We start from the raw sequence: 25,398 nt of genomic DNA on the forward strand, positions 1-25,398 counted from the left end.
CAATAGGAAAGGCGTTTTCCAAGTTTTCCCGTCTGTCGCACGCCCTTCCCGCTCCATTTGGGAAAAAATCAGAGGGGTTGTGGGAAAAGGCGTGGGAAAATCGGGCAGAGTTCTTCAGTTTTATGGGAAAACATTTGGTGATAATGATAGAAAAATGTAAATTTGCAGACTGATAACGGAACTTCGTTTCGCAAACTATTCACTATAAAACAAGAAATATGCTTCAGACTCAACAAGATAAACAAGTCCCCGCATTCAGCTACGAGGTTTTCGATCGTCAACTCGACAATTTTGCAATGATGCTCAAGGTGTTGATGGACGGATGGGAAGATTACAGCTCTCAGGAGATGACCTTCGACATCCACTCCCTATGTACCAAGGCTTCCCGACTCTGCTATCTGGCAGATCAGGACCTCGCCTTGCAGCATACCGATGTTTCCCATCATCGCAAGGAGCAGAACGAAACGTATTTTACCTCCTTCGAACTCATCGTCACCACCCAGTTTACCAAATTCATGAAAAAAGTCCTTGCCCAGGTCAAGGCTGGCAAGAAAGTAGAAGGACACTCTTCCCCGATGTTCTCCTCAGAAATCAGTACGCTCCTGCCTAAGTTGCAGGACCTGCTGCTGATGGATGGCATGAGCAGGGAATCGATACAGATAATGGTGGGAGATATTCTGAATACGGAGAAGCTGATTCAGAAAAATCATAAAATTACGAAGTTTCCGGGAGTGAGATACGAGGAACGTCTGTGGTATCTCATCCGTCTCTATTGCCTCGCCAGCTATCTGGTGCTGCATTTCCGCAGAGTTTGCCACGTTACCAGTTCAGAAATGCCACCCGAGGAAGCGGCACGATTAACGGAATGGGCTGTGCAGAAATACATCTCGGAAAAGGAAAGCAGCGAAAAGCTGGAACTGTATTTCTCCAATCTGCAGTATGACAACGATGGAAAACCGCTCAACGTGAACCAATGGCTCCAGGCAAGAAGGGAGTTGAAGCATCTGGTGCCCCAGAATCTGCTCCTGCTGTTTCTCAATAGTGCAGATGACGTGAGCCAGTTGGGTGCTTCGCTGATAAAAGTGAATTTCTCGAATGATGAATTCATGATGCTCGTGGATGCTGTGGCGAAATACCAGCTCATCACGGAGCATATCCGTGCCATAGAATTTCCGGAGGAATTCGAGCAAGACCTCCATAATGAGGTGTTCTATCTTACGGTGAATGGCCGTTCGGTGGATCTGGAGGAATTGAAGAAATCCATCTCCAAGATGGTGAATCTGGTTTCCAGGAAAAACCACTGGTTCTGCGTATGGAGCGTGCTGAAGCATCTCAACCTGATCAAGCATGAGAGTACCTTCGCCACCTTTGCCCATCAGATGATGAGTGACGACTGGTTTGGCAACATCGATCCCCGTCTCCGCTTTACGGGAGATAATCTGAGCGATTATTCCCGCTACTTCAATGAATATGATTACACCGAATGGAACGAGGAGATGTTTCTGGAGAAGAAGGAGCTGTATGGTATGACGAAATGGTCGCCTAAACTCTATCAGAATTTCTCCTCGCTCTGTGCCAGGATGATGCAGGCCATCTGGGGCTACAGTTTCTTCGGCTAGCCCCCTATTGATACAGGTTGATGGCAGCAAGAAAAACACATTTAAATGCCTGATTTACAAAATAATATTAAAAGTTCACAAGTTTGTGGTCCACAAACTTGTGAACTTTGTTTTTTATCCGAATATTGCAGATACGGAATATAATGGATAATTGACAAGCCAATCCTGCTCCCTGTAAGGTGACATGGATAGGCGCATACCTTTCAATCCCTGATTGCGCTCCACAAACACCCTCAAACTCTTAGCCTGCAAATTCTCCTCAGCCTTTACTTCTATTGGAATGATTCTTTCTTCATCCTGCACTAGGAAATCTATTTCACCACGTGAATTTTCTGCCGACCAATAATAGATAGACAAGGAAGATTTCTCCTTAAACTGCTGCAGGACATACTGCTCTGTCAGCGCCCCCTTAAAATCTGAAAACAGCACATTTCCTTCCAGCAAGCTTTGGGCAGGAATATTGCTCATGGCTCCCATCAGTCCCACATCAGACAGGAATAACTTGAAAGCAGAAAAATCCTCGTATGCAGCCAATGGCAACAGGGCTTTCTTACAACGGTTTACCTTATAGATCAACCCTGCATCTTTCAGCCATTCGATAGCGAGCTCAAAATCCTTTGCTCTGGCTCCTTCCTTTACGGCACCATAAATGAATTTCTTGTTTTCCTTAGCAAGCTGTGATGGGATGGATTTCCATACCATTCGGATACGTGGAACTTCTATCGCCGGAGCATGTTTGGAAAAATCACGCTCATACGCTTCAAGGATTCCTTTTTGAATGCTTCTGACTTCAGACAGATTTCCCTCGCTGGCAAAAGACTGTACTACAGCCGGCATTCCCCCGACCAGATAATACTGTCGCAGGCATTCCTCAAATTTATTCCGGAACATGGTTATCATATTCCAATCCTTTGACATCAGCAGTTCTACCATACGGCTTTCACCGATTGCATCTAGAAATTCAAAGAATGTGAGGGGATATAAATGCATGAAATCTACCTTACCTACAGGAAAAGAGTCATTCTGATGCATCGCAATTCCGAGCAATGAACCTGCAGCTACGACATGATATTGAGGTGCTTTTTCTGCAAAATACTTTAATGCGGTGATACCCCTGGGTGCTTCTTGTATCTCATCAAGGATAATAAGCGTATTTTCATCAATAGAAACTCCTGTACTCCATTGTATGCTATTGATAATACGGGGAATATCAAAGTCATGTGCAAAAACTTCCCGGAGCATTTCATTGTCTTCGAAGTTTACATACGCACTACGGGTATAGGCCTCTTTGGCAAATTCCTGCATCAGCCAGGTTTTGCCAACCTGGCGGGCTCCAAGCATAATCAACGGCTTTCGGTCGTTGCTTGCTTTCCATTGATATAGGTATTTGATGGCATTTCTCTTCATAACTATCTGATTATTTGATATTTCTGAATGCAAAGATACATTTTTTATTTCAAAGAGCACAAAAAGTCGTCCTTAAAAATGTATAAAACTACAAAAAGTCGTCCTTAAAAGTGTAGAAAGTCACAAAAAGTCGTCCTTAAAAATGTATTTGTATCATACATCTAACAAAATCAAAGCGGACAAACTGGAGAATTACTTCTTTCTGATTGAAGCAGAACAAACATAGCGACACCGTACAGAAACAGATTACGATGAACGATTTGTTTAAAAGAAAGTCTCCCGACAGGTGTCAATAGAAAGTCTCCCGACAGGCATCCCGGCGGATTTGAAATCGCCGAACGCTTAACGGGATAATCTGCGCTAATATGCTTTTTTCATACCGTTAGCGCAGATTATCCACGAATAATTTGCGCTAATGGGGATTTTTTTATATCTTTGCGCAGAAAATAACGAAAGATATGGAACAGAGACTGATAGGAAGAGAAGCAGAACTCAAACTGCTCAATGAATATATAAACTCCGATAAATCAGAGTTTATCGCCGTCTATGGAAGACGACGTGTAGGCAAGACTTTTCTCATCAGAAAAGCCGTAGAGGACCATTTTGCCTTCTTCATGACAGGAATGAACGGAGTTGCCAAAGGCGAACAGCTTGTCAACTTCAGCATTTCCCTGCAAAAATATACCCACTCCACCACTCTGCAGACATTCAAGAGCTGGCTGCTGGCATTCTATGCCCTGTCACAATACATAGAAACACTTCCGGAAGGCAAGAAAGTAATATTCATCGATGAATTGCCATGGATGGATACCGCCAAATCGGGATTCATACCAGCACTGGAAAACTTCTGGAACAGCTGGGCTGTACTGCGCAACGACATCAAACTCATCGTTTGCGGATCCGCCACCTCCTGGATGATCAACAACCTGATTCGCAACCGTGGTGGCTTGCACAACCGACTGACCCATCATCTGATTGTAAAACCATTCACCCTGCACGAATGCGAAGAATACTTCAAGGCTTACCACTTCGGCTACAGCCGAAAACAGATAGCAGAATGCTATATGGTTATGGGTGGAATACCTTATTATCTGTCTATGATGGATAAATCGAAAAGTCTGGCACAGAACATCGACCAGCTGTTTTTCGCAGACAATGCAGAACTGAAAGATGAGTTCAACGACTTATACAGAGCTTTGTTTAAGAAATCAGCCGACCATATCGCCGTGGTTACTGCCCTTGCTACCAAAGGAATGGGTATGACCCGACAGGAACTGGTCAAGGCATCGGGAGGAAAAGATAATGGAGCCTTCTCTACAGTACTGGAAGAATTGGAACAATGCGGATTCATCCGTCTGTATGAACCATTCAGTACAGCCAACAAGATGACTTCCGACATTCGCCAAAAGCGAAACACCTTATTCCAGTTAGTAGATTTCTATACGCTCTTCTACTTCCGTTTCATCAAGCACAACAAGTATCAGGATTCCAGTTTCTGGTCATCCTCCCAAAACAGCCAGCTATACCATACTTGGGCTGGCTTGTCTTTCGAGATGCTTTGTCTAAACCATATAGACAAAATCAAGCACGCCCTGGGAATTTCGGGAGTACAGACCTTGGTTTGCTCATGGCGAAGCAGCAATACAGAAAAAGGAACTCAAATAGACTTGCTGATAGACCGGAAAGATGAAACCATCAATATCTGTGAGATGAAATTCTACAAGAGCGAATTCGAAATCAGCAAGGAATATGAGGAGAAGTTGCTGGAGAAACTGCGTATCTTCACAGAAGAGACGAAAACATCCAAATCGCTTCTCCTCACATTGATTACTTCTTTCGGATTGAAGCAGAACAAACATAGCGACATCGTACAGAAACAGATTACGATGAACGATTTGTTTATTTAATGAGACAAAGTACACCCTCAGACTCTTGGCCTGTAAATTCTCCTCAAATTAAATACCTGATTTACAAAATAATATTAAAAGTTCACAAGTTTGTGGTCCACAACCTTGTGAACTTTGTTTTTTTTGCTTATCTTTGCATCCGTAATCAAGTAAAAAGAAACAGCAATGGAAAAGGCATTCGTATATGGTATGTCGGTTGCCGGAAACAACTTCACCGACCGAATAGAAGAAACCAAGCGCATGAAAGCAGACTTTGAGCATGGCATCAACGTCATTCTCATCTCTCCCCGACGCATGGGCAAGACTTCTCTCGTTAAAAAGGTAATAGGCGAAATAGACAACCCAAAGATTAAAGTGGTGTATATGGACATCTACGATTGCCGAAGCGAATATGATTTCTATAATCGCTTCGCAGAAGCCATTATGAAATCTATGGGTAATAAACTGGAACAAGTCGTGGAAAACATTAAGCAGTTCTTGGTAAGAGTTTCACCAAAAATCTCTTTTAGTCCGGATCCTACATCCGAATATTCTTTATCCCTGGGAATTACTCCTAAGGACTATTCCCCAGAAGATATTCTGAATCTTCCGGAAAGAATAGCTCAGGAAAAGGGAATCCGCCTGGTAGTCTGCATCGACGAATTCCAGCAAATCGGAGAGTTTCCAGATTCGTTGACGGTGCAGAAACGCTTGCGTGGTGCCTGGCAGCATCATCAGAATGTATCATACTGCTTCTTTGGAAGCAAGAAGCATCTGATGGAAAACATTTTCCAAAACCGACGCATGCCTTTCTATATGTTTGGCGAGATGCTGCACTTGGATTGCATTCCTACAGAATATTGGGTACCTTTCATCTGCTCGCGATTCGAGAAATACGGCAAGAGCATATCTAAGGATTTTGCTACAAGAATCTGTGAAACCGTAAAGAACTATTCTTCTTATGTGCAACAGTTGGCATGGAACGTGATGGCTGAGACCGAGAAAGAGGTAAACGAAGAAACCTTGCAAAGCGGCATCAGCGCCTTGCTGCAACAATGTCATGGTCTCTTCGTACAGCAAACCGAGGGCTTAACCACCTATCAGCTCAACTTTCTGCGCCTCCTCTGCAGTGGCGTTCACTCCGGCTTCACCGCCCAGGCAGTAGCAGAAACCTATCCGCTGGGCAGCAAATCCAACATCGACCGCATCAAGAAAGCCCTCATCGACAAGGAATTGATCACCCTGGAGAAGGATGGCATCTTCATCGCCGACTGCGTGTTCGAGTTTTGGTTTAAGAGAGAAATGATGTAAAAAGAATAAGGATATGAATCAGAATAAGAAGATGGGCGAATCAATGTATCAGCGTTTGAATGTGGTACAAATTGAAAAGCAGAAGCAGTTGGATAAAAAACTGCTTAAGCATGATTTCAGCTGCAAAGAGAGATATACTCAGGCGTATGCCTCGGCTAAGAGAATGGCCGAAAACTACGCATCGGTTGAAAATGCTCTCGTGGTATTAAGCAACATGATGCTTGATGTATGTTACATCTGCTATGGCAGACTGGGACGAGCCATGGGACTTGGTGAGACCAATGAAGAGGTGGATTCCATCTGGGAGAAGAAGGTGCTCGACCATGTTCACCCCGATGATGTCACAGAAAAAATCACACGCGAGCTTCAATTTCATTCGTTCATCATGCAGCAGCCCATAAACCAGCGTCCGAACTACTATATGCAGCATCTGGTGCGCATTGAGACAAGCCAAGGCAATTATCTTACGCTCCGCCACAGAATCTTCTATCTGGATTACGACGATTCGGGCAACCTGCTGCTGACGCTTTGCCTTTATAATGTAATCAAAGAGAATGCTGGCCCGACGGGAATTATCTGTTCGATGGACGACACGCTGGTCAAAGAGTCGAACATCATAATGCACGGCTTGCTCACTGGCCGTGAGTGTGAAATACTAGAGCTAATACGCCAGGGATTAGCCAGCAAGCAGATAGCTGACCAGCTGTGTATCAGTGCAAATACTGTGAATAATCACAGACAGAATATTATGCACAAGTTACATTGCAAAAACACAACCGAGGCTATAGATGTGGCCCGAAGATTAGGGCTCCTACCACAAAAATGATGAAAAATCACTATTGCGAAAGGTGAGAAAAAAACGTACCTTTGCACCCGGATTATGACGACTGTAGAAATACGGACGGATGCAATATAGTATAAACTAACATATTAATAAGATTATGAGACGCTTTTTTCTCTCTCTTGCTATCTGTATGATGGCATTAACTTTTTCGGTAAATTCAGTAGCTGCAGACAACTTTTCATGGCGTGGCGCTACGGTGTATTTCCTTGTCACAGACCGCTTTGCCAATGGCGAAACATCAAACGATGTGAATTATGGTCGCAAGGTCGATTATGGTAGCGAACAGATGAATGCAGCTACATTTCATGGTGGCGACCTAAAGGGTATTCTGCAAAAGGCGCGTGAGGGGTATTTCACCCAGATGGGCATCGATGTGTTATGGATGACCGATGTATATGAACAGCTGCATGGATGGATAGCAGGTTCGGGCAAAATCAACGATTTTCCTCACTACGGCTATCACGGATATTATCCGCTTGACTATACCCAGATGGATAAAAACTATGGCACAATCGAAGAGATGCGAGAACTGGTGAATACCCTTCACGCTCAGGGCATCCGTGTGATGCTAGGTGCTAATTTGAACGATCCAGGCTGCCCTACCTATCTCGATGCTGTACAATGTGGCTATGCCGATGCCTTTGGTATGAACGAAAAGCAGGCTGTAGAACACCGACGTGACCTGGATTACATTAAATGGTATGGGGAGTGTGCCAACTGGAAAGACTGGTGGACCCGCCAATGGATCAGAATGAATGACGAGGGCTGGGACCAGACCGATCCGCTTACCATGTCGCTCTACGATCTGCCAGATGTAAAGACCGAGAAGACCGAAAGCGTGAAGATTCCTAATTTTCTGAAGAAAAAATGGAAGCGCGAGGGTAAGAGCAACGATGCGTGGGTCAACCCATCGGCTCGCAAACTGCGTAAAGACCACAAATGGGCTCCATCAGATTACATGGTGGCTTGGATTGCCTCGTGGGTTGAGGAGTTTGGAATCGATGGCTTCCGATGCGACATTGTGGAGTATTCACATATACCTCGCTGGCGTCAGCTCTATGATGCTTGCAATGTGGCTTTGGGCAAATGGCGTAAGGCTCACCCCGAGGATCCTGCAGCCAAATGGACAGACAAAATCTATTTTACAGGAGATTTCGACTACGCATCTATCGACTATAAGAAAGATTATGCCGAAGCTGGCTTCCAGAGCATGGTGAATTTCTATTTTCCGAAACATGGCGACCTCGACAACATCGTCTATACATGGCAGCAGTATGCAGATAGCCTGTCGGCTCACGTTGACTGGCATCCGTTCAGTTATCTAAACAATTCGTACAACCGAGAGACCGACATGACCAACATCATAGATTGTGCCACCACATTATTGCTGACTCCGGGTGTGGCTCAGGTATTCTATGGAGATGAAACTCGTCGTGGTCTGAGTGATGCCCAATTCAACGTGGATAGCAATCAGGCTTTCCGTAGCGATATGAACTGGAATAGCATTGATGAGGAGGTGTTCAAGCACTTCCATCGTCTGGGCACCATCCGAAAGCAGCACCCAACCATTGCTACCGGAAGACAGGCTACCATAGATGTGCACACCTGTGCGCGTTTAGGCGAAGAAACGGTGGTGATACGTGTAAAACCAAATCCGAATCGAGGTATCAATGTGAGTGGATATTTTTCCGATGGTACAGAAGTTACTGATCTTTATACAGGATTAAAGTCCGTTGTGAAGGATGGTAAGGTATCGTTCCCAAAATATCAGAATCATGTTGCCGTGATTGTGAAATAACTCTTTTAGAAATAGATAAAATATGGAAAAGAAACAGATTGTCTTTATTGACTACATCCGCGTCGTGGCCTGCTTTCTGGTCATGCTTGTTCATGCCAGCGAGAACTTCTATGCTGCCGATGCCTCAGGATTGGCAGGCAATGTATCGATGCTGGCCAACGAGAGCAATCGCTTCTGGGTCTCGTTCTACGACGGAGCCTTAGGTCGCATCTGCGTGCCTCTGTTTATGGTGGTAAGTGCTTTTTTACTCGTGCCTATGAAGGAGGGCTTGACGATGCATGCATTTTACAAACGGAGATTCATGCGCATCCTGCCACCATTCATAGTCTTTCAGCTTCTATATACTTTCATCCCCGCCATGCTTGGTCAATGGACATGGGATGAGGCCTTGCACGGTCTGTGGATGTTGCCATTCAATTTCTCACCTATGGCAGGACACCTGTGGTTTATGTATCCACTCATCTCACTCTACCTCATCATTCCTGTCGTCTCGCCCTGGTTGGAAAAATCAACAGCCAAAGAGGAACTTACCTTCATAGGTATTTTCATTCTCTCAACCTTCATCCCATGGCTTCACACATTTATCACCCCCGAGCTTTGGGGCGAATGTTTCTGGAATAGATTTACAATGCTCTGGTATTGCTCGGGCTACCTGGGTTATCTGGTGCTGGCGCATTACATCCGAAAGCACCTTACCTGGAATCGGGCTAAGAAAATGAAGATAGGCCTGACCTGTCTTGTCATAGGTGCAGCCTTTACAGGTTGGTCATTCTGGTGGAAGGGCACTCCTAACCAGCTCATAGAGACGCCTCTACTTGAATGGTCGTGGGAATTCTGTACGCCCAACGTGCTACTGGCCACCTTTGGCGCCTTCCTGATGTTCACCTGCATTGAGCAGAAAGAAGCACCCCGATGGATTACTGGCATTTCCCGCCTCTCATTCAGCATGTATCTGATGCATATGTTCTTTCTGGCTCCTATTGCCAGTTTCTTTGTGAATGGCAACCAGGCAGAGCCGCTCATACCTGTTTGGGCAGCTATCCCCAGCATAGCTCTGCTTACCTATCTGTGCTGCGTGATTACCAGCAAGGTGCTATCATTGTTACCCGGAAACAAGTATTTTGGCATCTAAAAGATAGATTATATTATCATTTAAAACTTATCTTTCATACCGTTAGCGCAAATTATTCGCGGATAATCTGCGCTAACGGTATGAAAAAAGCACGTTAGCGCTGATTATCTGCATACTATACCTATAATCATTATCCGAATATTGCAGATATAGAATATAAAGGATAATTGGCAAGCCAATCCTGCTCCCTGTAAGGTGACATGGATAGGCGCATACCTTTCAATCCCTGATTGCGCTCTACAAACACCCTCAAACTCTTAGCCTGCAAATTCTCCTCAGCCTTTACTTCTATTGGAATGATTCTTTCTTCATCCTGCACTAGAAAATCTATTTCACCACGTGAATTTTCTGCCGACCAATAATAGATAGACAAGGAAGATTTCTCCTTAAACTGCTGCAGGACATACTGCTCTGTCAGCGCCCCCTTAAAATCTGAAAACAGCACATTTCCTTCCAGCAAGCTTTGGGCAGGAATATTGCTCATGGCTCCCATCAGTCCCACATCAGACAGGAATAACTTGAAAGCAGAAAAATCCTCATATGCAGCCAATGGCAACAGGGCTTTCTTACAACGGTTTACCTTATAGATCAACCCTGCATCTTTCAGCCATTCGATAGCGAGTTCAAAATCCTTTGCTCTGGCTCCTTCCTTTACGGCACCATAGATGAATTTCTTGTTTTCCTTGGCAAGCTGGGATGGGATGGATTTCCATACCATTCGGATACGTGGAACTTCTATGGCCGGAGCATGTTTGGAAAAATCTCGCTCATACGCTTCAAGGATTCCTTTTTGAATGCTTCTGACTTTAGACAGATTCCCCTCACTGGCAAAAGACTTGACTACAGCCGGCATTCCCCCTACCAGATAATACTGTCGCAGGCATTCTTCAAATTTATTCCGGAACATGGTTATCATACTCCAATCCTTTGACATAAGCAGTTCCACCATACGGCTTTCACCGATTGCATCCAGGAACTCAAAGAATGTAAGAGGATATAAATGCATGAAATCTACTTTACCTACAGGAAAAGAGTCTTTCTGATGCATTGCTATTCCGAGCAACGAACCTGCAGCTACGACATGATATTGAGGTGCTTTTTCTGCAAAATACTTTAACGCAGTGATACCCCTGGGCGCTTCTTGTATCTCATCAAGAATGATAAGCGTATCTTCGTCTATAGAAACGCCTGTACTCCATTGTATGCTATTAATAATACGGGGGATATCAAAGTCATGAGCAAAAACTTCCCGGAGCATTTCATTGTCTTCGAAGTTTACATACGCACTACGGGGATAGGCCTCTTTGGCAAATTCCTGCATCAACCAGGTTTTGCCAACTTGGCGGGCTCCAAGCATTATCAACGGCTTTCGGTCGTTGCTTGCTTTCCATTGATATAGGTATTTGATGGCATTTCTCTTCATAACTATCTGACTATTTGATGTTTCTGAATGCAAAGATACATTTTTTATTTCAAAGAACACAAAAAGTCGTCCTTAAAAATGTATAAAATCACAAAAAGTCGTCCTTAAAAGTGTATAAAACCACAAAAAGTCGTCCTTAAAAGTGTATTTGTATCATACATCCAAAGCCCCCACAAGCCTCATACCCCCACAATTATTTCTTACTCTTCGGCGCCTTGCTGAATTTATACATCAAATGCACCATCGCATAGCTTGGCAGCGTGTTGTTCCATTTCTCTGTCTTGCCTTGTCCGCCCACCTCATACACGGTGCTCGAGAGATTCTGAAGAATATCAAAAGCCTCTGCCTTCAGCGTCAGCTTGCCTTTGCAGAACGAACGGGCCAGCGAGGCGTTCCATACCAGATCACTGGTGTTAAACGATTTCTCGCTGTAACCACGCCTGCAATATTCCTTCAGGTCGGTAGAGAGCGAGATGCCAAGAGGCAAGGTGTAAGTCATGTTGCCACCATACTCAAAATCATAGGCATTCAATTTCTCGAAATTGCTGCGGTCGCTGGTACCATGCTTCCATTCCACCTTTCCACCCAAGTTGATGCTCAACTTGTCTTTCTGATACTTGAAGTACAAACTGTTACCCAACTCAGTTCTGAGCACATAGCAGAGCTGAGTAGAATTATCATCGTAAGCAATATCAAAATCCTTGCGGCGTAAACCGTTAAACCACAGACGATAATCCAGACGGAACAGTCTTGCCTTGTCAAGAGCCACACCATAAGATGTCGTCGTCCAGAAATCCCAGTTGCCGCCACCACCAATATTATCACTCATATAGGTGTAGCCACCCGTCTGCGAATTATAAGTAGTGCGGGTACCCACAAGATTGTGATAGAAATTACCCGTAGCGAAGAATCCTATATACTGCTGATTCTTGAGTCCGTTGAAACGGATGTTTGCTTCGTAATGATGATACAGCGAATTCTCCAGGTTCGGATTGTTCACCCTCACCGCCAGCGGATTCGAATTGTCTCTGTATGGCATGATGCTGAAGAAATCAGGCGTCTGGCTCTGCATATAATAATATAAGCGGATAGACTTCTTATCGTCACTACAATCATACAGGAACGATGGCATGAACACCACACGGTTTCTCCGGGCTATCGTGTCGAGAGCCGAAGTATGGTAATTGAGACGCTCTTTTTCTTCAGAAATGCTCAGCGATAGAAACAGGTATGAAGATCTATCATTTCTTCGGAATACAAGTTCACCACCCGTATTCTTTTTCATCGTCTGATAGCTTCTACTCACATCCTCGTCTATCACCCCCGAAAGCTGCTCCATGTTAGAAGGCAGCGTGGCGAACATCAGTTCCGGATTGGCTATCCAGTCGCCGCCAAGCTCATCCAGGCGGTATTTCAAGCCCTTCACCGATTGATAGGTCTGCGCAAATTTGGGTCCTATAAACATTGTCCATTTTGAATATGGAAATTCTATTCCATACTTCAAGCTGGCATTCATATCATAGCTGTTCTGTCTGCTGTCATTGTAATAGTTACGCAAGTCCTTCTCGCCAGTCTTGAAATACTCATTGCGGTTCAGGCTGAAAGACTCGTTTGGCTTGGAGCTGGCATAGCTTCCATTCAAGTCCAGTTCTATTCTATCACCCCAAGGCAACTTATACCATACCAGAGCTGTCTGACTACCTGTGAATGCATGCACTTTAGAGCGTGATTGATAGAGCGACCGGTTGGTGATGATGTCGTGCAGGCTGCCACTTACATTCTGTGCAAAGGTAGAATCGATGGTCTGCCTGATATCGCCCCATCTTTCAGGATTGGCAGAATAGGTAGCACTGAGGTTTGACGAAGATGACTTTCTGTCGGAGTAGTCGATACGGGTATCCAACCATACTCCCAACTTTCCACTCACCTGGAAGTTATTGTAGAGGTTGAAACTATGGTTGTCGCTGCGCGAATCACTGATACTTCTACCGAAGATATTGCCAGTAGAGGCAAAATTCTCCTGCGAGCTGTGGGTCAAGTCATGCGTATTGTCCCAAGCAAACGTAACGTTTCCTTGCTCTCTTATCTCCTGACTCTTCGATGAAGCATTAAAGTCAACGCCCACTTGGCGGGTAGTCTTCTGTCCCTGTGGACTGTTGGAAGGCGACCAGTCGCCCTGACTTCCCGGTCTTCGTGTTTCGTTCATGTTATTCATGTTACCGAATACCGAGATTCGAGAATTGTCAGTGTAGTAGAGACCGAAGAGACGAGCCAGATAGCGGTCTTCGCTTCCCCCCGCCGCCTCCATGTTGGCGATGTATCCACGGGAGTACTCACGCTTCAGGGCCACATCCATCACATAGTCTTTCTTCTCCATCTCCTTCCCCATGAGTCGGCTTTTTTCAGAAGAACGGTCATACACCTTCAGTTCCTTTACGGTATAGTAAGGAAGATTGTCGAGCATCACCTGATTCTTCCCCTTGAAAAAGTCTTTTCCGTTGAGGAGCAGATAATCTATCTTTTTTCCGTTTACGTAAATATCGCCGTTACTCTTCATTTCGGCTCCCGGCATCTGTCTTACAAGCGCATCGAGCATGGAACCCTCAGGCACATTGAATGCGCTGGCGTTAAAGACGAGCGTGTCGCCACGGTAAGCCAGCTTCACCTTGGTGCCAGTCACCACCACGCCATCGAGGGCAACATCCCTACTGATTTTCTTCTTGAGCAAAAGCGAAGGGAATAAGAAATTTTTATTGCGTGCTATGTATTTGATGGTATGATTGATACAGTTCGTCTCATAGCCTTCACATTCTGCCTTGACGATATAAGTAGCGGGACGTGCTGGGACTTGAGTATGATAAAAGAGGTGTTTTCCCCATCCACTCGTAGTCATGGTATCTATCACGTTGCTGTCCTTGTCCATCACCGTGACAAAGGCCTTCAGATAGACTTGGGTAAACGAATCTTTCACTTCACCATAGACTTCTACTTTATGCTCTTTCTTTTTCTTTTCTTGCTGTTGCTGCAGATTGTGCAGGTTGTCACGAGCATAGGTCGGCAACACAGCCATCAAAAACAAGATAATCAAGTTAATAGATTTCATATTTTACTATTTTAGTTATTATTCATCACATTCTTTCATCTACCGTATTGCCCCATCAGGCAGCAAAGATACTGATAGACTTTGCAAAGATACAAAAAAAAAAAACTCTACTCGCATTCCTTTTCTAAAAATAAATGACGATTTATTTTGTAATATGCTAAAATAAATGTAATTTTGCACCTTGAATGGGGTTTTACCTTATTATATTTAAGAAAAGAAACAAAATAATTAGATAAAGACAATGGAATACAACTTCAGAGAAATCGAGAAGAAATGGCACCAGAAATGGGTCGAGAACAAGACCTACAAGGTGACTGAGGATGAAAACAAGAAGAAATTCTATGTGCTCAACATGTTCCCTTATCCATCAGGAGCTGGTCTGCACGTAGGTCACCCACTTGGTTATATCGCTAGCGATATCTATGCACGCTACAAGCGTTTGAACGGATTCAACGTACTGAACCCTATGGGTTACGATGCTTACGGATTGCCTGCTGAGCAGTATGCTATCCAGACCGGTCAGCACCCAGAGGTAACTACCGTAGCCAACATCAACCGCTACCGCGAGCAGCTCGACAAGATTGGCTTCTGCTTCGATTGGGATCGCGAGGTCCGCACCTGCGACCCTAAGTATTACCATTGGACTCAGTGGGCTTTCCAGAAGATGTTCAACTCATTCTTCTGCAACAGCTGCCAGAAGGCTCAGCCTATCGAAAAGCTCATCAAGCGCTTCGAGGAGAAGGGTTCTGCTGACCTGAACGTGGCTCAGAACGAGCAGATTGACTTCACAGCCGAGGAGTGGAACAGCTACGACGACGTGAAGAAGCAGCAGATTCTGATGAACTACCGCATCGCTTACCTCGGCGAAACGATGGTAAACTGGTGCCCAGGATTGGGTACTGTGCTTGCCAACGACGAGGTAGTAAACGGCGTAAGTGAGCGTGGCGGTTATCCTGTCATCCAGAAGAAGATGCAGCAGTGGTGCTTGAGAACATCTGCTTACTCTCAGCGATTGCTCGACGGTTTGGAGACCATCCAGTGGAGCGACAGCATCAAGGAAACCCAGAAGAACTGGATTGGCCGTTCTGAGGGTACAGAGGTAGTATTCTCTGTAAAGGACAGCGACGTGAAGTTCACCATCTTCACCACCCGTGCCGATACCATGTTTGGTGTAACCTTCATGGTTCTGGCTCCAGAGAGCGAATATGTTCAGCAGGTAACTACTGCCGAGCAGAAGGAAGAGGTGGAGAAATATCTCGACTACGTGAAGAAGCGTACCGAGTTGGACCGTATGGCTAACCACAGCGTAACCGGTGTATTCTCAGGAAGCTACGCCATCAATCCATTCACCGGTGAGGCAATTCCAATATGGATTTCAGAATATGTATTGGCAGGATATGGTACAGGTGCCATCATGGCTGTGCCTGCTCACGATAGCCGTGACTACGCCTTCGCCAAGCACTTCAACCTGCCTATCATTCCTCTTATCGAGGGTGCTGATGTTTCAGAGGAGAGCTTCGATGCCAAGGAAGGTATCGTAACCAACTCACCTGTAGCAGGCAAGAGCAGCATGGACGGTTTCTCTCTGAACGGACTCACCGTGAAGGAGGCTATCGCAGCTACCAAGAAGTTTGTTACCGAGAAGGGCATCGGTAGAGTAAAGGTAAACTATCGTCTCCGCGACGCCATCTTCTCGCGTCAGCGCTACTGGGGTGAGCCATTCCCTGTATATTACAAGGACGGAATGCCACAGATGGTTCCAGAGGAGTGCCTGCCACTCGAATTGCCTGAGATTGAGACCTACAAGCCTACAGAGACTGGCGAGCCACCATTGGGCAGAGCTAAGAAGTGGGCTTGGGATACTGAGAAAAAAGAGGTGGTTGACAAGAGCCTCGTAGACAACAAGACCGTATTCCCACTGGAGCTCAACACCATGCCAGGTTTCGCAGGTTCTTCTGCTTACTACCTGCGCTACATGGATCCTCACAACGACGAGGCTCTCGTAAGCAAGGAAGCTGATGAGTACTGGCAGAACGTGGACCTCTACGTAGGTGGTTGCGAGCATGCTACCGGTCACCTGATTTACTCCCGTTTCTGGAACAAGTTCCTCTTCGACCTCGGCGTAAGCTGCAAGGAAGAGCCATTCCAGAAGCTGGTGAACCAGGGTATGATTCAGGGTCGCTCTAACTTCGTTTACCGCATCAACAGCGATGACCACGACAAGGCTCCTGTATTCGTAAGCTTGAACCTGAAGAAGGATTACGACGTAACTCCTATCCACGTAGATGTAAACATCGTAAGCAACGATGTTTTGGATATCGAGGCATTCAAGGCTTGGCGCCCTGAATATCAGAACGCTGAGTTCATCCTGGAGGATGGCAAGTACATCTGCGGATGGGCTATCGAGAAAATGTCTAAGAGTATGTTCAACGTGGTGAATCCAGATATGATTGTCGAGAAGTATGGTGCCGACACCCTGCGTCTCTACGAAATGTTCCTGGGTCCTGTAGAGGCAAGCAAGCCTTGGGATACCAACGGTATCGACGGTTGCCACCGCTTCCTGAAGAAGTTCTGGGGCTTGTTCTATGAGAACCGCACCGACAACTTCCTTCCATCAGCCGACGAGGCTGCGAAGCCAGAGAGTCTGAAGAGCGTTCACAAGCTCATCAAGAAGGTAAGCGAGGATATTGAGAAGTTCTCTTACAACACATCTATCTCAGCCTTCATGATTGCCGTGAACGAACTCGGTCAGCAGAAGTGCCGCAACAAAGAACTGCTCACAGACCTCGTGATCCTCATCGCTCCATTCGCTCCACACATCGCAGAAGAGTTGTGGGCAGCACTTGGCGAGCAGGGCAGCGTCTGCGATGCTGCATGGCCAAAGTATGATGAGCAGTATCTGAAGGAGAACGATATGCAGCTCACCATTTCCTTCAACGGTAAAGCTCGCTTCCAGATGACTTTCCCTGTGGATACTCCTAACGAGGAAATCCAGAAGCAGGTATTGGCAGACGAGAAGAGCCAGAAGTACTTGGAAGGATTCAATGTGTTGAAAGTGATCATCGTACCAAAGAAGATCGTCAACGTTGTGTTGAAAAAGTAATTTACTGATAACAGGAAGTTAAGGAGTTAAGGAGTAAAAGGAGTTAAGACAATTGTATATCCTGTCAATAGAAGATATACGAAAACAAAAGCTGTTGTCTTAACTTCCTTTAACTCCTTAACTACTTTTAAAATACGAGGAAAATATTATGCAAATAGCAATCAGTCAGAGAATTAAGAACGAAATCAAGGACTATTTCTACATTACATTGGGTCTGTTGCTTTACACATTTGGATGGACCATCTTTCTGCTTCCATACCAGATAGTAACAGGTGGCGTAACGGGTATCGCAGCCGTGATTTACTACGGTACGGGGATACCTATCTATTTGTCTTATTTTCTCATCAATGCCGCCTTGCTGCTGGCTGCGCTGAAGATTCTGGGATTCAAGTTCATGGTGAAGACCGTCTATGCCATCATCATGCTCTCCCTATTCCTGGCTCTGGCACAAGACTTGATGATAGGTGAAGACGGCAAGATGGTACAGGTGCTGGGAGAGGGACAGGATTTCATGTCGCTCATCATCGGCTGTCTGTTTACAGGCTTGTCGCTCGCCATCGTCTTCCTGCACAATGGAAGTACGGGAGGAACGGATATCATCGCCGCCATCGTGAACAAATACCATAATATCTCGCTGGGACGGGTGCTCATCTTCGTGGACCTCGTCATCGTGGGCAGTTCCTTCTTCGTCTTCAATGCCAAACCGGAATTCACTACGATTGATGCAGTAAGAAAGGTAGTATTCGGTCTCTGTACGATGGTGATAGAGAATCTGGTACTCGACTATGTGATGAATGCCAAGCGAGAGAGTGTGCAATTCATGATATTCAGCAAGAAATATCAGGAGATAGCCAACGCCATCGGTATGCAGATGAATCATGGTGTGACGATTCTTGATGGTCACGGCTGGTACACGGGTGATGAGATGAAAGTGCTCTGTATCTTAGCTAAAAAGAACGAGAGCGTCACCATCTTCCGTATTGTGAAAATCATCGACCCGAATGCCTTCGTCAGCCAGAGTGCCGTCATCGGTGTATATGGCGAGGGATTTGATGAAATGAAGGTGAAAATCAAGGACAAGGATATTAAGAAACTGAAGTAGTGATTACTTATTCTTATTAGTGATTGCTTAGTTAGAGATTATTTGAAAAATTGAAAATTATGAAGATAGTATTTGCAACCAACAACCAGCATAAACTGCAGGAAATACGCGACATCCTGGGCAGCGACTACGAGGTAGTTTCGCTGAAGGAAATAGGATGCAACGTGGACATTCCTGAAACCGGAAACACACTGGAAGAGAATGCTTTGCAGAAAGCACAGTATGTTTACGACCATTATCATCTGAGCTGCTTTGCCGATGATACCGGACTGGAGGTAGAGGCGCTGGATGGTGCTCCGGGCGTTCATAGTGCCCGATATGCTGAGGGAACCGACCACGACAGCGAGGCTAACATGGCCAAGCTGTTGAGAGAACTGAATGGGAAAGAGAACAGAAAGGCTCGCTTCCGTACCGTTATCTGCTACATAGAGAAGCAGGATGTATGTCCTTGCGGATGTACCAGCATCAAGAAAATCCATCAGTTTGACGGCATCGTAAACGGTTCTATCGCTACCGAGAAGCACGGCACGGAAGGCTTCGGCTACGACCCTATTTTCGTTCCTGAAGGCTACGACAAGAGCTTTGCCGAGCTGGGCGAGGAAATCAAGAACGGCATCAGCCATAGAGCCAGAGCCGTGGCTAAACTGGCAGAATATCTGAAAAAGAAATAAGGTATGATTAATACCCTTTCGATATTAATCCCTACATATAATAATGTATGTATTGAGCTTGTAAAGTCCTTACAGGCTCAAGCTTCATTATTGTCTTCTTCCTCGGAAACCCGCTCTTCTTCCCAGGAATCATCCTCCCGTTTCGAATACGAAATCCTGGTTGCCGATGATGGTTCTACCGATAAGGGAACCGTAGAGGAGAACCGAATCATCAACACCCTCCCCCATTGCCGATATATCGAAAGAGAAGAAAACGTGGGCAGGGCTGCCATCCGGAATTTCCTGGCACAGGAGGCAAAATATCCCTGGCTGCTGTTTATCGACAGCAACATGAACATTATCAGCCAGCAGTATCTTGCCGATTATCAAAGAGAAAAGGAAAACGATGTTATCTATGGCGGTTATCAGATAAAACGGGATGCTGAAACCAGAGAACGGCTGAAGTATAACTTACGATATATCTTCGAATCAGCCGGCACGCAGAATGGAAATCATCTCCAGCGCCAGGCTAATCCCTATGCAGATTTCCACACCTCCAACTTCATCGTGAAGCGGAATATCATGCTCAGATATCCCTTCGACGAAAGGTTTATCCACTATGGATATGAAGATGTACTATGGGGTAAAAACCTGAAAGACAACCACATATCCATTCTACACGTAGATAATCCACTGGGTTATGAACACTTTATCGGCAACATGTCGTTTATCCGCAAGACAGAGGAAAGCCTGCACACCCTCTATCAGTTCAGAACCGAACTGCAGGACTATTCCAGAATCATCAGTTATGCCGGCAAGCTGAAGCGCTGCCGTCTCTATCCGCTCTGCCAGCATCTCTTTCCGCTGCTGAGTCTACCAATAAAAGCAAGGCTCACAGGCAATAAACCCAGCATTTTTCTGTTTAATATATATAAGTTATTATATTATATACATCTGGATATATGAGCAAGAAAATATTGATACTCCTTACGTTCCTGATTCTGCAGGTTGCATCCAACCGCACATTTGCTGCCATCGGCGACTGGAAAGCCTATATGGCATATAGCGAAGTGCAGGAGATAGAACCCGCAGGAAACCTGATTTTCGTACAGGCTTCCAACAATCTATATGTCTACAACAGGAACGACCAGAGTATCCAGACCTTCAGCAAGGTAGACTATCTGAGCGACTGCGATATCCAGCACATCGCCTACAACAAGGCTGCCGGACGCCTGCTGATTCTCTACAGAAATGCCAATATCGACCTGATGAACAGCAGTAATTTCGAAGTTCAGAACCTTTCTGATTACTATACGGCTGCTACCACCGGCGATAAATCGGTAAACGATATCTATATATATGGTAAATATGCCTATCTCAGCAACGGTTTCGGCATCGTCAAGGTGAACGTGGCAGATGGCGAAATCAGCGATACCTATCAGCTCGGATTCAAGGTTGACTGGTGCGAGATAAAAGACCGGTATATCTATGCCTACAGCCAGGCGAGCGGACAATACCGTGCCCCGCTCACCAGCAACCTGCTCGATAGGAACAGCTGGAGCAGGGTGGGAGATTATGCTGCCCGGAAGCAGGAAGACAAGAGCGAACTCAGGCAGATAGTAAGCACCCTGAAGCCGGGAGGTCCGAAGTATAACTACTTTGGATTCATGAAGTTCGACCGGGGACAGCTATATACCTGCGGAGGCGGCTATAACGTGATGCAGGACATGCGACGCCCAGGCTGCATCCAGCTTCTGGACAACCAGGAATGGAACATCTATGAAGACAATTTTCATGAGGCTGCCGGAAATCCTTCCTATATGGACATCAACTGCATCGATTTCAATCCGCTGCATCCCGATACCCTTTTTGCATGCGGAAGAACCGGACTCTACAAGTTTGCCGATGGCAGATTCATCAAGCATTACAGCTACGACAACAGTCCGCTGGTTTCCGTATTCGGTTCAGACAAGAACTACGTGGTCGTGCAGGGCCTTACGTTCGACAGCCAGGGCAAGCTCTGGCTCATCAACAGCATGAACAAGGAAAAGAACCTGCTCACCTATCAGGACGGAATCTGGACGGCGCTTTCGCAGAACGAGTTATCTACATTGCCCAACATGAGCCATCTGCTGATAGACAGCAGGAACATCCTGTGGTTCAGCAACGACAACTGGCAGAATCCGGCATTCTTCAGATATGACATGACGAACAACAAGCTGTATTCTACCACCAATTTCATCAATGAGGATGAAACTAAGTTTACAACTTATTGGCTGAAGGATATCAAGGAAGACCGGTTACACAACATCTGGCTGGCAACGGATGCGGGTCCGATACTGATAGAAAAGAAGGAAACAACCCAGGAATCCCCGGTATTGACGCAGGTGAAGATTCCGAGAAACGACGGTACCAATTTTGCCGACTATCTGCTGGGAGGCGTAAGCATCAGCGCCATCGCCATCGATGAGGGCAACAGAAAATGGTTTGGAACCAGCAGCAACGGTGTCTATCTCATCAGCGACGACAATATGGAGGAAATCCATCATTTCACGTCGGGCAACAGTCCTCTGCTCTCTGACAACATCGAGTCGATAGCCATCAACGATGCCACCGGCGAGGTATTCTTCGGCACCGACAAGGGTCTCTGCTCCTATATGAGCAACGCCAGCAAGACCAATGACGAAATGACCAGTGGCAATGTCTGGGCCTATCCTAACCCCGTGAAACCTGATTATACGGGACTCATCACCATCACCGGATTGTCATTCCAGGCAGATGTCAAGATTGTCACTTCCAACGGTGTCCTCGTAAACCAGGGCAAAAGCAACGGAGGCTCCTATACCTGGGACGGCAGAAACAGGAAGGGAGAAAAAGTGGCTAGCGGTATCTATATGGTAGAAACGGCAACAAACGAAGGTAATCAAGGAACAGTATGCAAAATTGCAATCATCAGATAAAAGATATAAATACATATATTCTGTATGTGCTCTATTTTCTCATCAATGCTTTGTTCATCACGAAGTATCTGATGAGGATAAGCCTCTCTGTCACCCTTCTGGTGCTTTCTGCCTACCTTCTTGCCGGTCTGCTTCTCCCCCGTCTTGCTGCTCGTGTAGGGCATGTGGGCAGTCGCAGCCTCTGGTTCGCCATCCTCGGCTTCATCCTCGTTTTGGCAGGCATGCAATATCTCATCGACCCCTATCAGATACAGGTAGACAGATGGTCGGCAATCCACAATTTCATCAATTATCTGGTGCATGGCAGATACCCCTATATGGCTCCAACCCATCTGGGTGGCTACGGATCTCCCTTCCCCGTCTGGCAGTTTCTGCACATCCCGTTCTATTATCTCAACAATGTAGGACTCTCCCTTTTTGCGGTCTTAGCCTTCACGCTATATACCGTCAAACGCCTGTATGGCAACAGGGCAACACTCTGTTTCCTAGCGTGTCTGCTCTATTCTCCAGCCTTCCTATACGAGATATTCGTCAGGAGCGACCTGATGGCAAACTTCCTACTGGTGCTGGCAGTCATCAACCTGCTGCTGATAAAACAGGCAGGTTTATCCACCCGTCCCGTACTCTTTTCCCTCCTGCTGGGAATGCTGCTCAGCACGCGGTTGGCAGTCGCCATTCCGTTCTTCATCTTCCTGCTGCGCCCCTTCCTTTCATTAAACCTTCGGAGGAAAACAAGCTTCTTATTGGGAATTTTCCTGACATTCAGCCTCACGTTTCTCCCCTTCCTGCTGTGGGATATGAAGAGTCTGCTGTTCTTCGAATACAATCCCTTCGTCCTGCAGACCCGCCAGGGCAGCCTGTCGGGCATCCTCCTGCTGATACCTGTCATGATCTATCTCGCATTCAGCTGGCAGGACAGCAGAAGAAGACTGTATGGCAACATAGGCTACGGACTCTTCCTCCTCACCGCCGTCACGTTCATCATCAATATGGCAACATCGGGCAACTACCAGCTGTTCAGTCCCACATACGACATCTCCTATTTCAGCATGTCGCTTCCATTCATCATCATAGCAAACATCAGAAAGTCATGAAACTGAGCATTATCATACCCGTATATCGCACGCAGGATACCCTGGAAAGATGCCTGGAGAGTATCCTGCAGCAATCATTCACCGACTATGAGATGATTCTCGTAGACGATGGATCAGACGACGGCAGTCCCCAGCTCTGCGATGAATATGCCCGGAAAGATGCCCGCATCAGGGTGATTCACAAGGAAAACGGAGGTTTGAGCGATGCCCGCAATACCGGAATCAGAAAGGCACGGGGAGAATATATCACCTTTGTGGATAGCGATGATACGATGGTGGATAACACCCTGGAAAACCTGATTCAGGAAATCGGGAAGCATCCCCATGTCGACATTCTGGAGTATTCTGTATCAGAGAGATACGGCAACCGGAAGAGACAGTCAGAACTCTCCTTCACGCCTGCCGAATATCAGAATCCGCTGGACTACTGGTTTGCCGAAAAGGGATATCAGCATACCTATGCATGGAATAAGATCTACAGGCGCCATCTCTTCGACGACGTAGAATATCCCAAGGGCAGGACCTTCGAAGACGCATGGACCACCCCGCTGCTGATAAGACTGGTTTCTGACAGGAAGGACGAAAAAGCCTTCCCCGTCATCAGGGTCACGGATATAGGGAAATACGTCTATCACTGGAACAGTCGGGGCATCACAGCCCAGGCAAAATATGGGGATTTGAAATCATTATACGATGCCCATATCCGCATCCTGACCAGCATCATGCACCGGTTCAAGGCGCATCCCGCCTATATGCAGCAATACGGAGAACAGCTGCAGGACTATATGGCGCAGATACTGAACATCATGCTCGATCTCTACGACGTTTCCGGGAAGCTGGAACCTTCCCCGCCTCTCGTGGAATATCTTGCCCGAATAGATAAAGGAATCCATCCGTTCAAACTTCAACTTCTTAAAATATTAGGTTATCAACGATTATGCAAAGTCAATCATCTTATACATCAAATTCTCTGTCTGGGCAGAAAGCTCAGATGCCACTGGTAAGTTTCATCATCACCACCTACAACCTGCCGTCAGAATATCTGGAATTCTGCCTGAAAAGCATCCTGCAGCTCTCGCTCAATCCAAAGGAGCGCGAAATCATCATCGTCGACGATGGAAGCGACCTCTCGCCCATCCACGACCTGATGGACTATCAGGACGATTTCATCTATCTGCGCCAGCGCAACCAGGGCTTGTCGATAGCCCGGAACACGGGCATCAAGATAGCTACCGGCAAATTTCTGCAGTTTATTGACGGCGATGACTATCTGCTCCAGCGGGGCTATGAACACTGTCTCGATTTGGTGAGATATCACAACCCCGACATCGTATATTTCGAATTGACGGATAAGGAGATTAAGGAGGTACCTTATTCATATACCGAACCGGTTAGCGGCAGTATCTTCCTGCACAACAACAACTTGCGGGGTTCAGCCTGCAGCTATGTCTTCAGGAGAGATATCCTGCAGAACCAGCGCTTCACCCCGGGCATCCTGCACGAGGACGAGGAATTCACCCCGCTCCTCTTCCTGAAGGCTGAAAGAGTCATCACCACCGATGCCAGGGCATATTTCTACCGCACGAGGAAAGACTCCATCATGCATCAGAAGGAGAATATGCGCCACAATCTGAGGCGACTCGCCGATACCGAGCTCGTCATCTGCCATCTGCAGGAGAAGGCGGCGCTACTGTCTGATACGGAGAGAGTGGCCCTCAACCGCAGAATAGCCCAGCTCACCATGGACTATCTCTACAACACTATCCTGCTCACCCGCAGCACCCGTCATCTGGAAGATGCCATGAAGCGGCTCCACGACAAGGGGCTCTATCCGCTTCCAGACAAGAAATACACCAAGAAATACCAGCTGTTCTGCAAGGCGATAAGAAGCAAGGTGGGCAGAAGACTCATGGTCATGACCCTGCCCCAGCTGAAGGGATAAAAATTCATTTTTAGATTCATAGGA

At 46.2% G+C, this 25,398-nt stretch carries 17 protein-coding genes; 14 read left to right on the forward strand and 3 right to left on the reverse strand.

Features of this window, described 5'->3' with window-relative positions; all coding sequences use genetic code 11:
• Window positions 1-218: 218 nt before the first annotated feature.
• Complete coding sequence (locus tag ACQRBJ_RS10015) at window positions 219-1,619, forward strand: hypothetical protein (protein ID WP_445303527.1); 1,401 nt, start codon at window positions 219-221, stop codon at window positions 1,617-1,619.
• A 114-nt stretch (window positions 1,620-1,733) separates the two neighbouring features.
• Here the strand turns inward: ACQRBJ_RS10015 and ACQRBJ_RS10020 are convergent, their stop codons facing one another.
• Complete coding sequence (locus ACQRBJ_RS10020) at window positions 1,734-3,026, reverse strand: ATP-binding protein (RefSeq protein WP_445303528.1); 1,293 nt, start codon at window positions 3,024-3,026, stop codon at window positions 1,734-1,736.
• 458 nt (window positions 3,027-3,484) lie between these two features.
• Between ACQRBJ_RS10020 and ACQRBJ_RS10025 the strand changes: the two genes are divergently transcribed.
• The 5 genes from ACQRBJ_RS10025 to ACQRBJ_RS10045 all read left to right on the forward strand — a co-directional run bounded on the left by ACQRBJ_RS10025 (window position 3,485) and on the right by ACQRBJ_RS10045 (window position 9,997).
• Window positions 3,485-4,933 carry an AAA family ATPase gene (locus ACQRBJ_RS10025; protein WP_445303529.1) on the forward strand — a complete coding sequence of 483 codons (1,449 nt, stop codon included), beginning with the start codon at window positions 3,485-3,487 and terminating at the stop codon, window positions 4,931-4,933.
• A gap of 165 nt (window positions 4,934-5,098) precedes the next feature.
• On the forward strand, window positions 5,099-6,223 hold the full coding sequence (locus tag ACQRBJ_RS10030; protein ID WP_445303530.1) for an AAA family ATPase: 1,125 nt from the start codon (window positions 5,099-5,101) through the stop codon (window positions 6,221-6,223).
• 13 nt (window positions 6,224-6,236) lie between these two features.
• Window positions 6,237-7,049 carry a response regulator transcription factor gene (locus tag ACQRBJ_RS10035; RefSeq protein ID WP_445303531.1) on the forward strand — a complete coding sequence of 271 codons (813 nt, stop codon included), beginning with the start codon at window positions 6,237-6,239 and terminating at the stop codon, window positions 7,047-7,049.
• 115 nt (window positions 7,050-7,164) lie between these two features.
• Entirely contained in the window at window positions 7,165-8,865 is a 1,701-nt protein-coding gene (locus ACQRBJ_RS10040) for an alpha-amylase family glycosyl hydrolase (protein WP_117728251.1), read from the forward strand.
• 22 nt (window positions 8,866-8,887) lie between these two features.
• Entirely contained in the window at window positions 8,888-9,997 is a 1,110-nt protein-coding gene (locus tag ACQRBJ_RS10045; protein ID WP_117728249.1) for an acyltransferase, read from the forward strand.
• Between the two features lie 130 nt (window positions 9,998-10,127).
• Here the strand turns inward: ACQRBJ_RS10045 and ACQRBJ_RS10050 are convergent, their stop codons facing one another.
• Together ACQRBJ_RS10050 and ACQRBJ_RS10055 are read right to left on the reverse strand one after the other, a co-directional pair.
• Window positions 10,128-11,420, reverse strand: coding sequence for an ATP-binding protein (locus tag ACQRBJ_RS10050; RefSeq protein ID WP_445303532.1), 1,293 nt, complete (start codon window positions 11,418-11,420; stop codon window positions 10,128-10,130).
• Window positions 11,421-11,613: 193 nt separating this feature from the next.
• Entirely contained in the window at window positions 11,614-14,523 is a 2,910-nt protein-coding gene (locus tag ACQRBJ_RS10055; protein ID WP_445303533.1) for an outer membrane beta-barrel protein, read from the reverse strand.
• Window positions 14,524-14,764: 241 nt separating this feature from the next.
• On the opposite strand from ACQRBJ_RS10055, the gene leuS reads away from it, so the two are divergent.
• From leuS to ACQRBJ_RS10095, 8 genes are all read left to right on the forward strand, one after another.
• Window positions 14,765-17,626, forward strand: a complete 2,862-nt coding sequence (gene leuS, locus ACQRBJ_RS10060; RefSeq protein ID WP_445303534.1) for a leucine--tRNA ligase — start codon at window positions 14,765-14,767, stop codon at window positions 17,624-17,626.
• Between the two features lie 148 nt (window positions 17,627-17,774).
• Window positions 17,775-18,728 (forward strand): YitT family protein, encoded by a 954-nt coding sequence (locus ACQRBJ_RS10065; RefSeq protein WP_294969036.1) that lies wholly within the window; start codon window positions 17,775-17,777, stop codon window positions 18,726-18,728.
• A 59-nt stretch (window positions 18,729-18,787) separates the two neighbouring features.
• A complete protein-coding gene (locus tag ACQRBJ_RS10070; RefSeq protein ID WP_153124849.1) occupies window positions 18,788-19,399 on the forward strand; it encodes a non-canonical purine NTP diphosphatase in 612 nt (203 codons plus the stop codon).
• 3 nt (window positions 19,400-19,402) lie between these two features.
• Window positions 19,403-20,344 carry a glycosyltransferase family 2 protein gene (locus ACQRBJ_RS10075; protein ID WP_445303535.1) on the forward strand — a complete coding sequence of 314 codons (942 nt, stop codon included), beginning with the start codon at window positions 19,403-19,405 and terminating at the stop codon, window positions 20,342-20,344.
• Window positions 20,341-22,338 carry a T9SS type A sorting domain-containing protein gene (locus ACQRBJ_RS10080; protein ID WP_445303536.1) on the forward strand — a complete coding sequence of 666 codons (1,998 nt, stop codon included), beginning with the start codon at window positions 20,341-20,343 and terminating at the stop codon, window positions 22,336-22,338. The genes ACQRBJ_RS10075 and ACQRBJ_RS10080 overlap by 4 nt, the downstream gene beginning before the upstream one ends.
• Window positions 22,314-23,432, forward strand: coding sequence for a hypothetical protein (locus tag ACQRBJ_RS10085; protein ID WP_294969046.1), 1,119 nt, complete (start codon window positions 22,314-22,316; stop codon window positions 23,430-23,432). Before ACQRBJ_RS10080 ends, ACQRBJ_RS10085 begins: the two co-directional genes overlap by 25 nt.
• Complete coding sequence (locus ACQRBJ_RS10090) at window positions 23,429-24,436, forward strand: glycosyltransferase family 2 protein (protein ID WP_445303537.1); 1,008 nt, start codon at window positions 23,429-23,431, stop codon at window positions 24,434-24,436. Before ACQRBJ_RS10085 ends, ACQRBJ_RS10090 begins: the two co-directional genes overlap by 4 nt.
• Window positions 24,424-25,374: a glycosyltransferase family 2 protein gene (locus tag ACQRBJ_RS10095; RefSeq protein WP_441933271.1), complete on the forward strand. Its 951-nt coding sequence runs from the start codon at window positions 24,424-24,426 to the stop codon at window positions 25,372-25,374. The genes ACQRBJ_RS10090 and ACQRBJ_RS10095 overlap by 13 nt, the downstream gene beginning before the upstream one ends.
• Window positions 25,375-25,398 lie beyond the last annotated feature (24 nt).

This window comes from Prevotella sp. SGI.167 (assembly GCF_050313615.1).
Taxonomy (GTDB): Bacteria; Bacteroidota; Bacteroidia; order Bacteroidales; family Bacteroidaceae; genus Prevotella.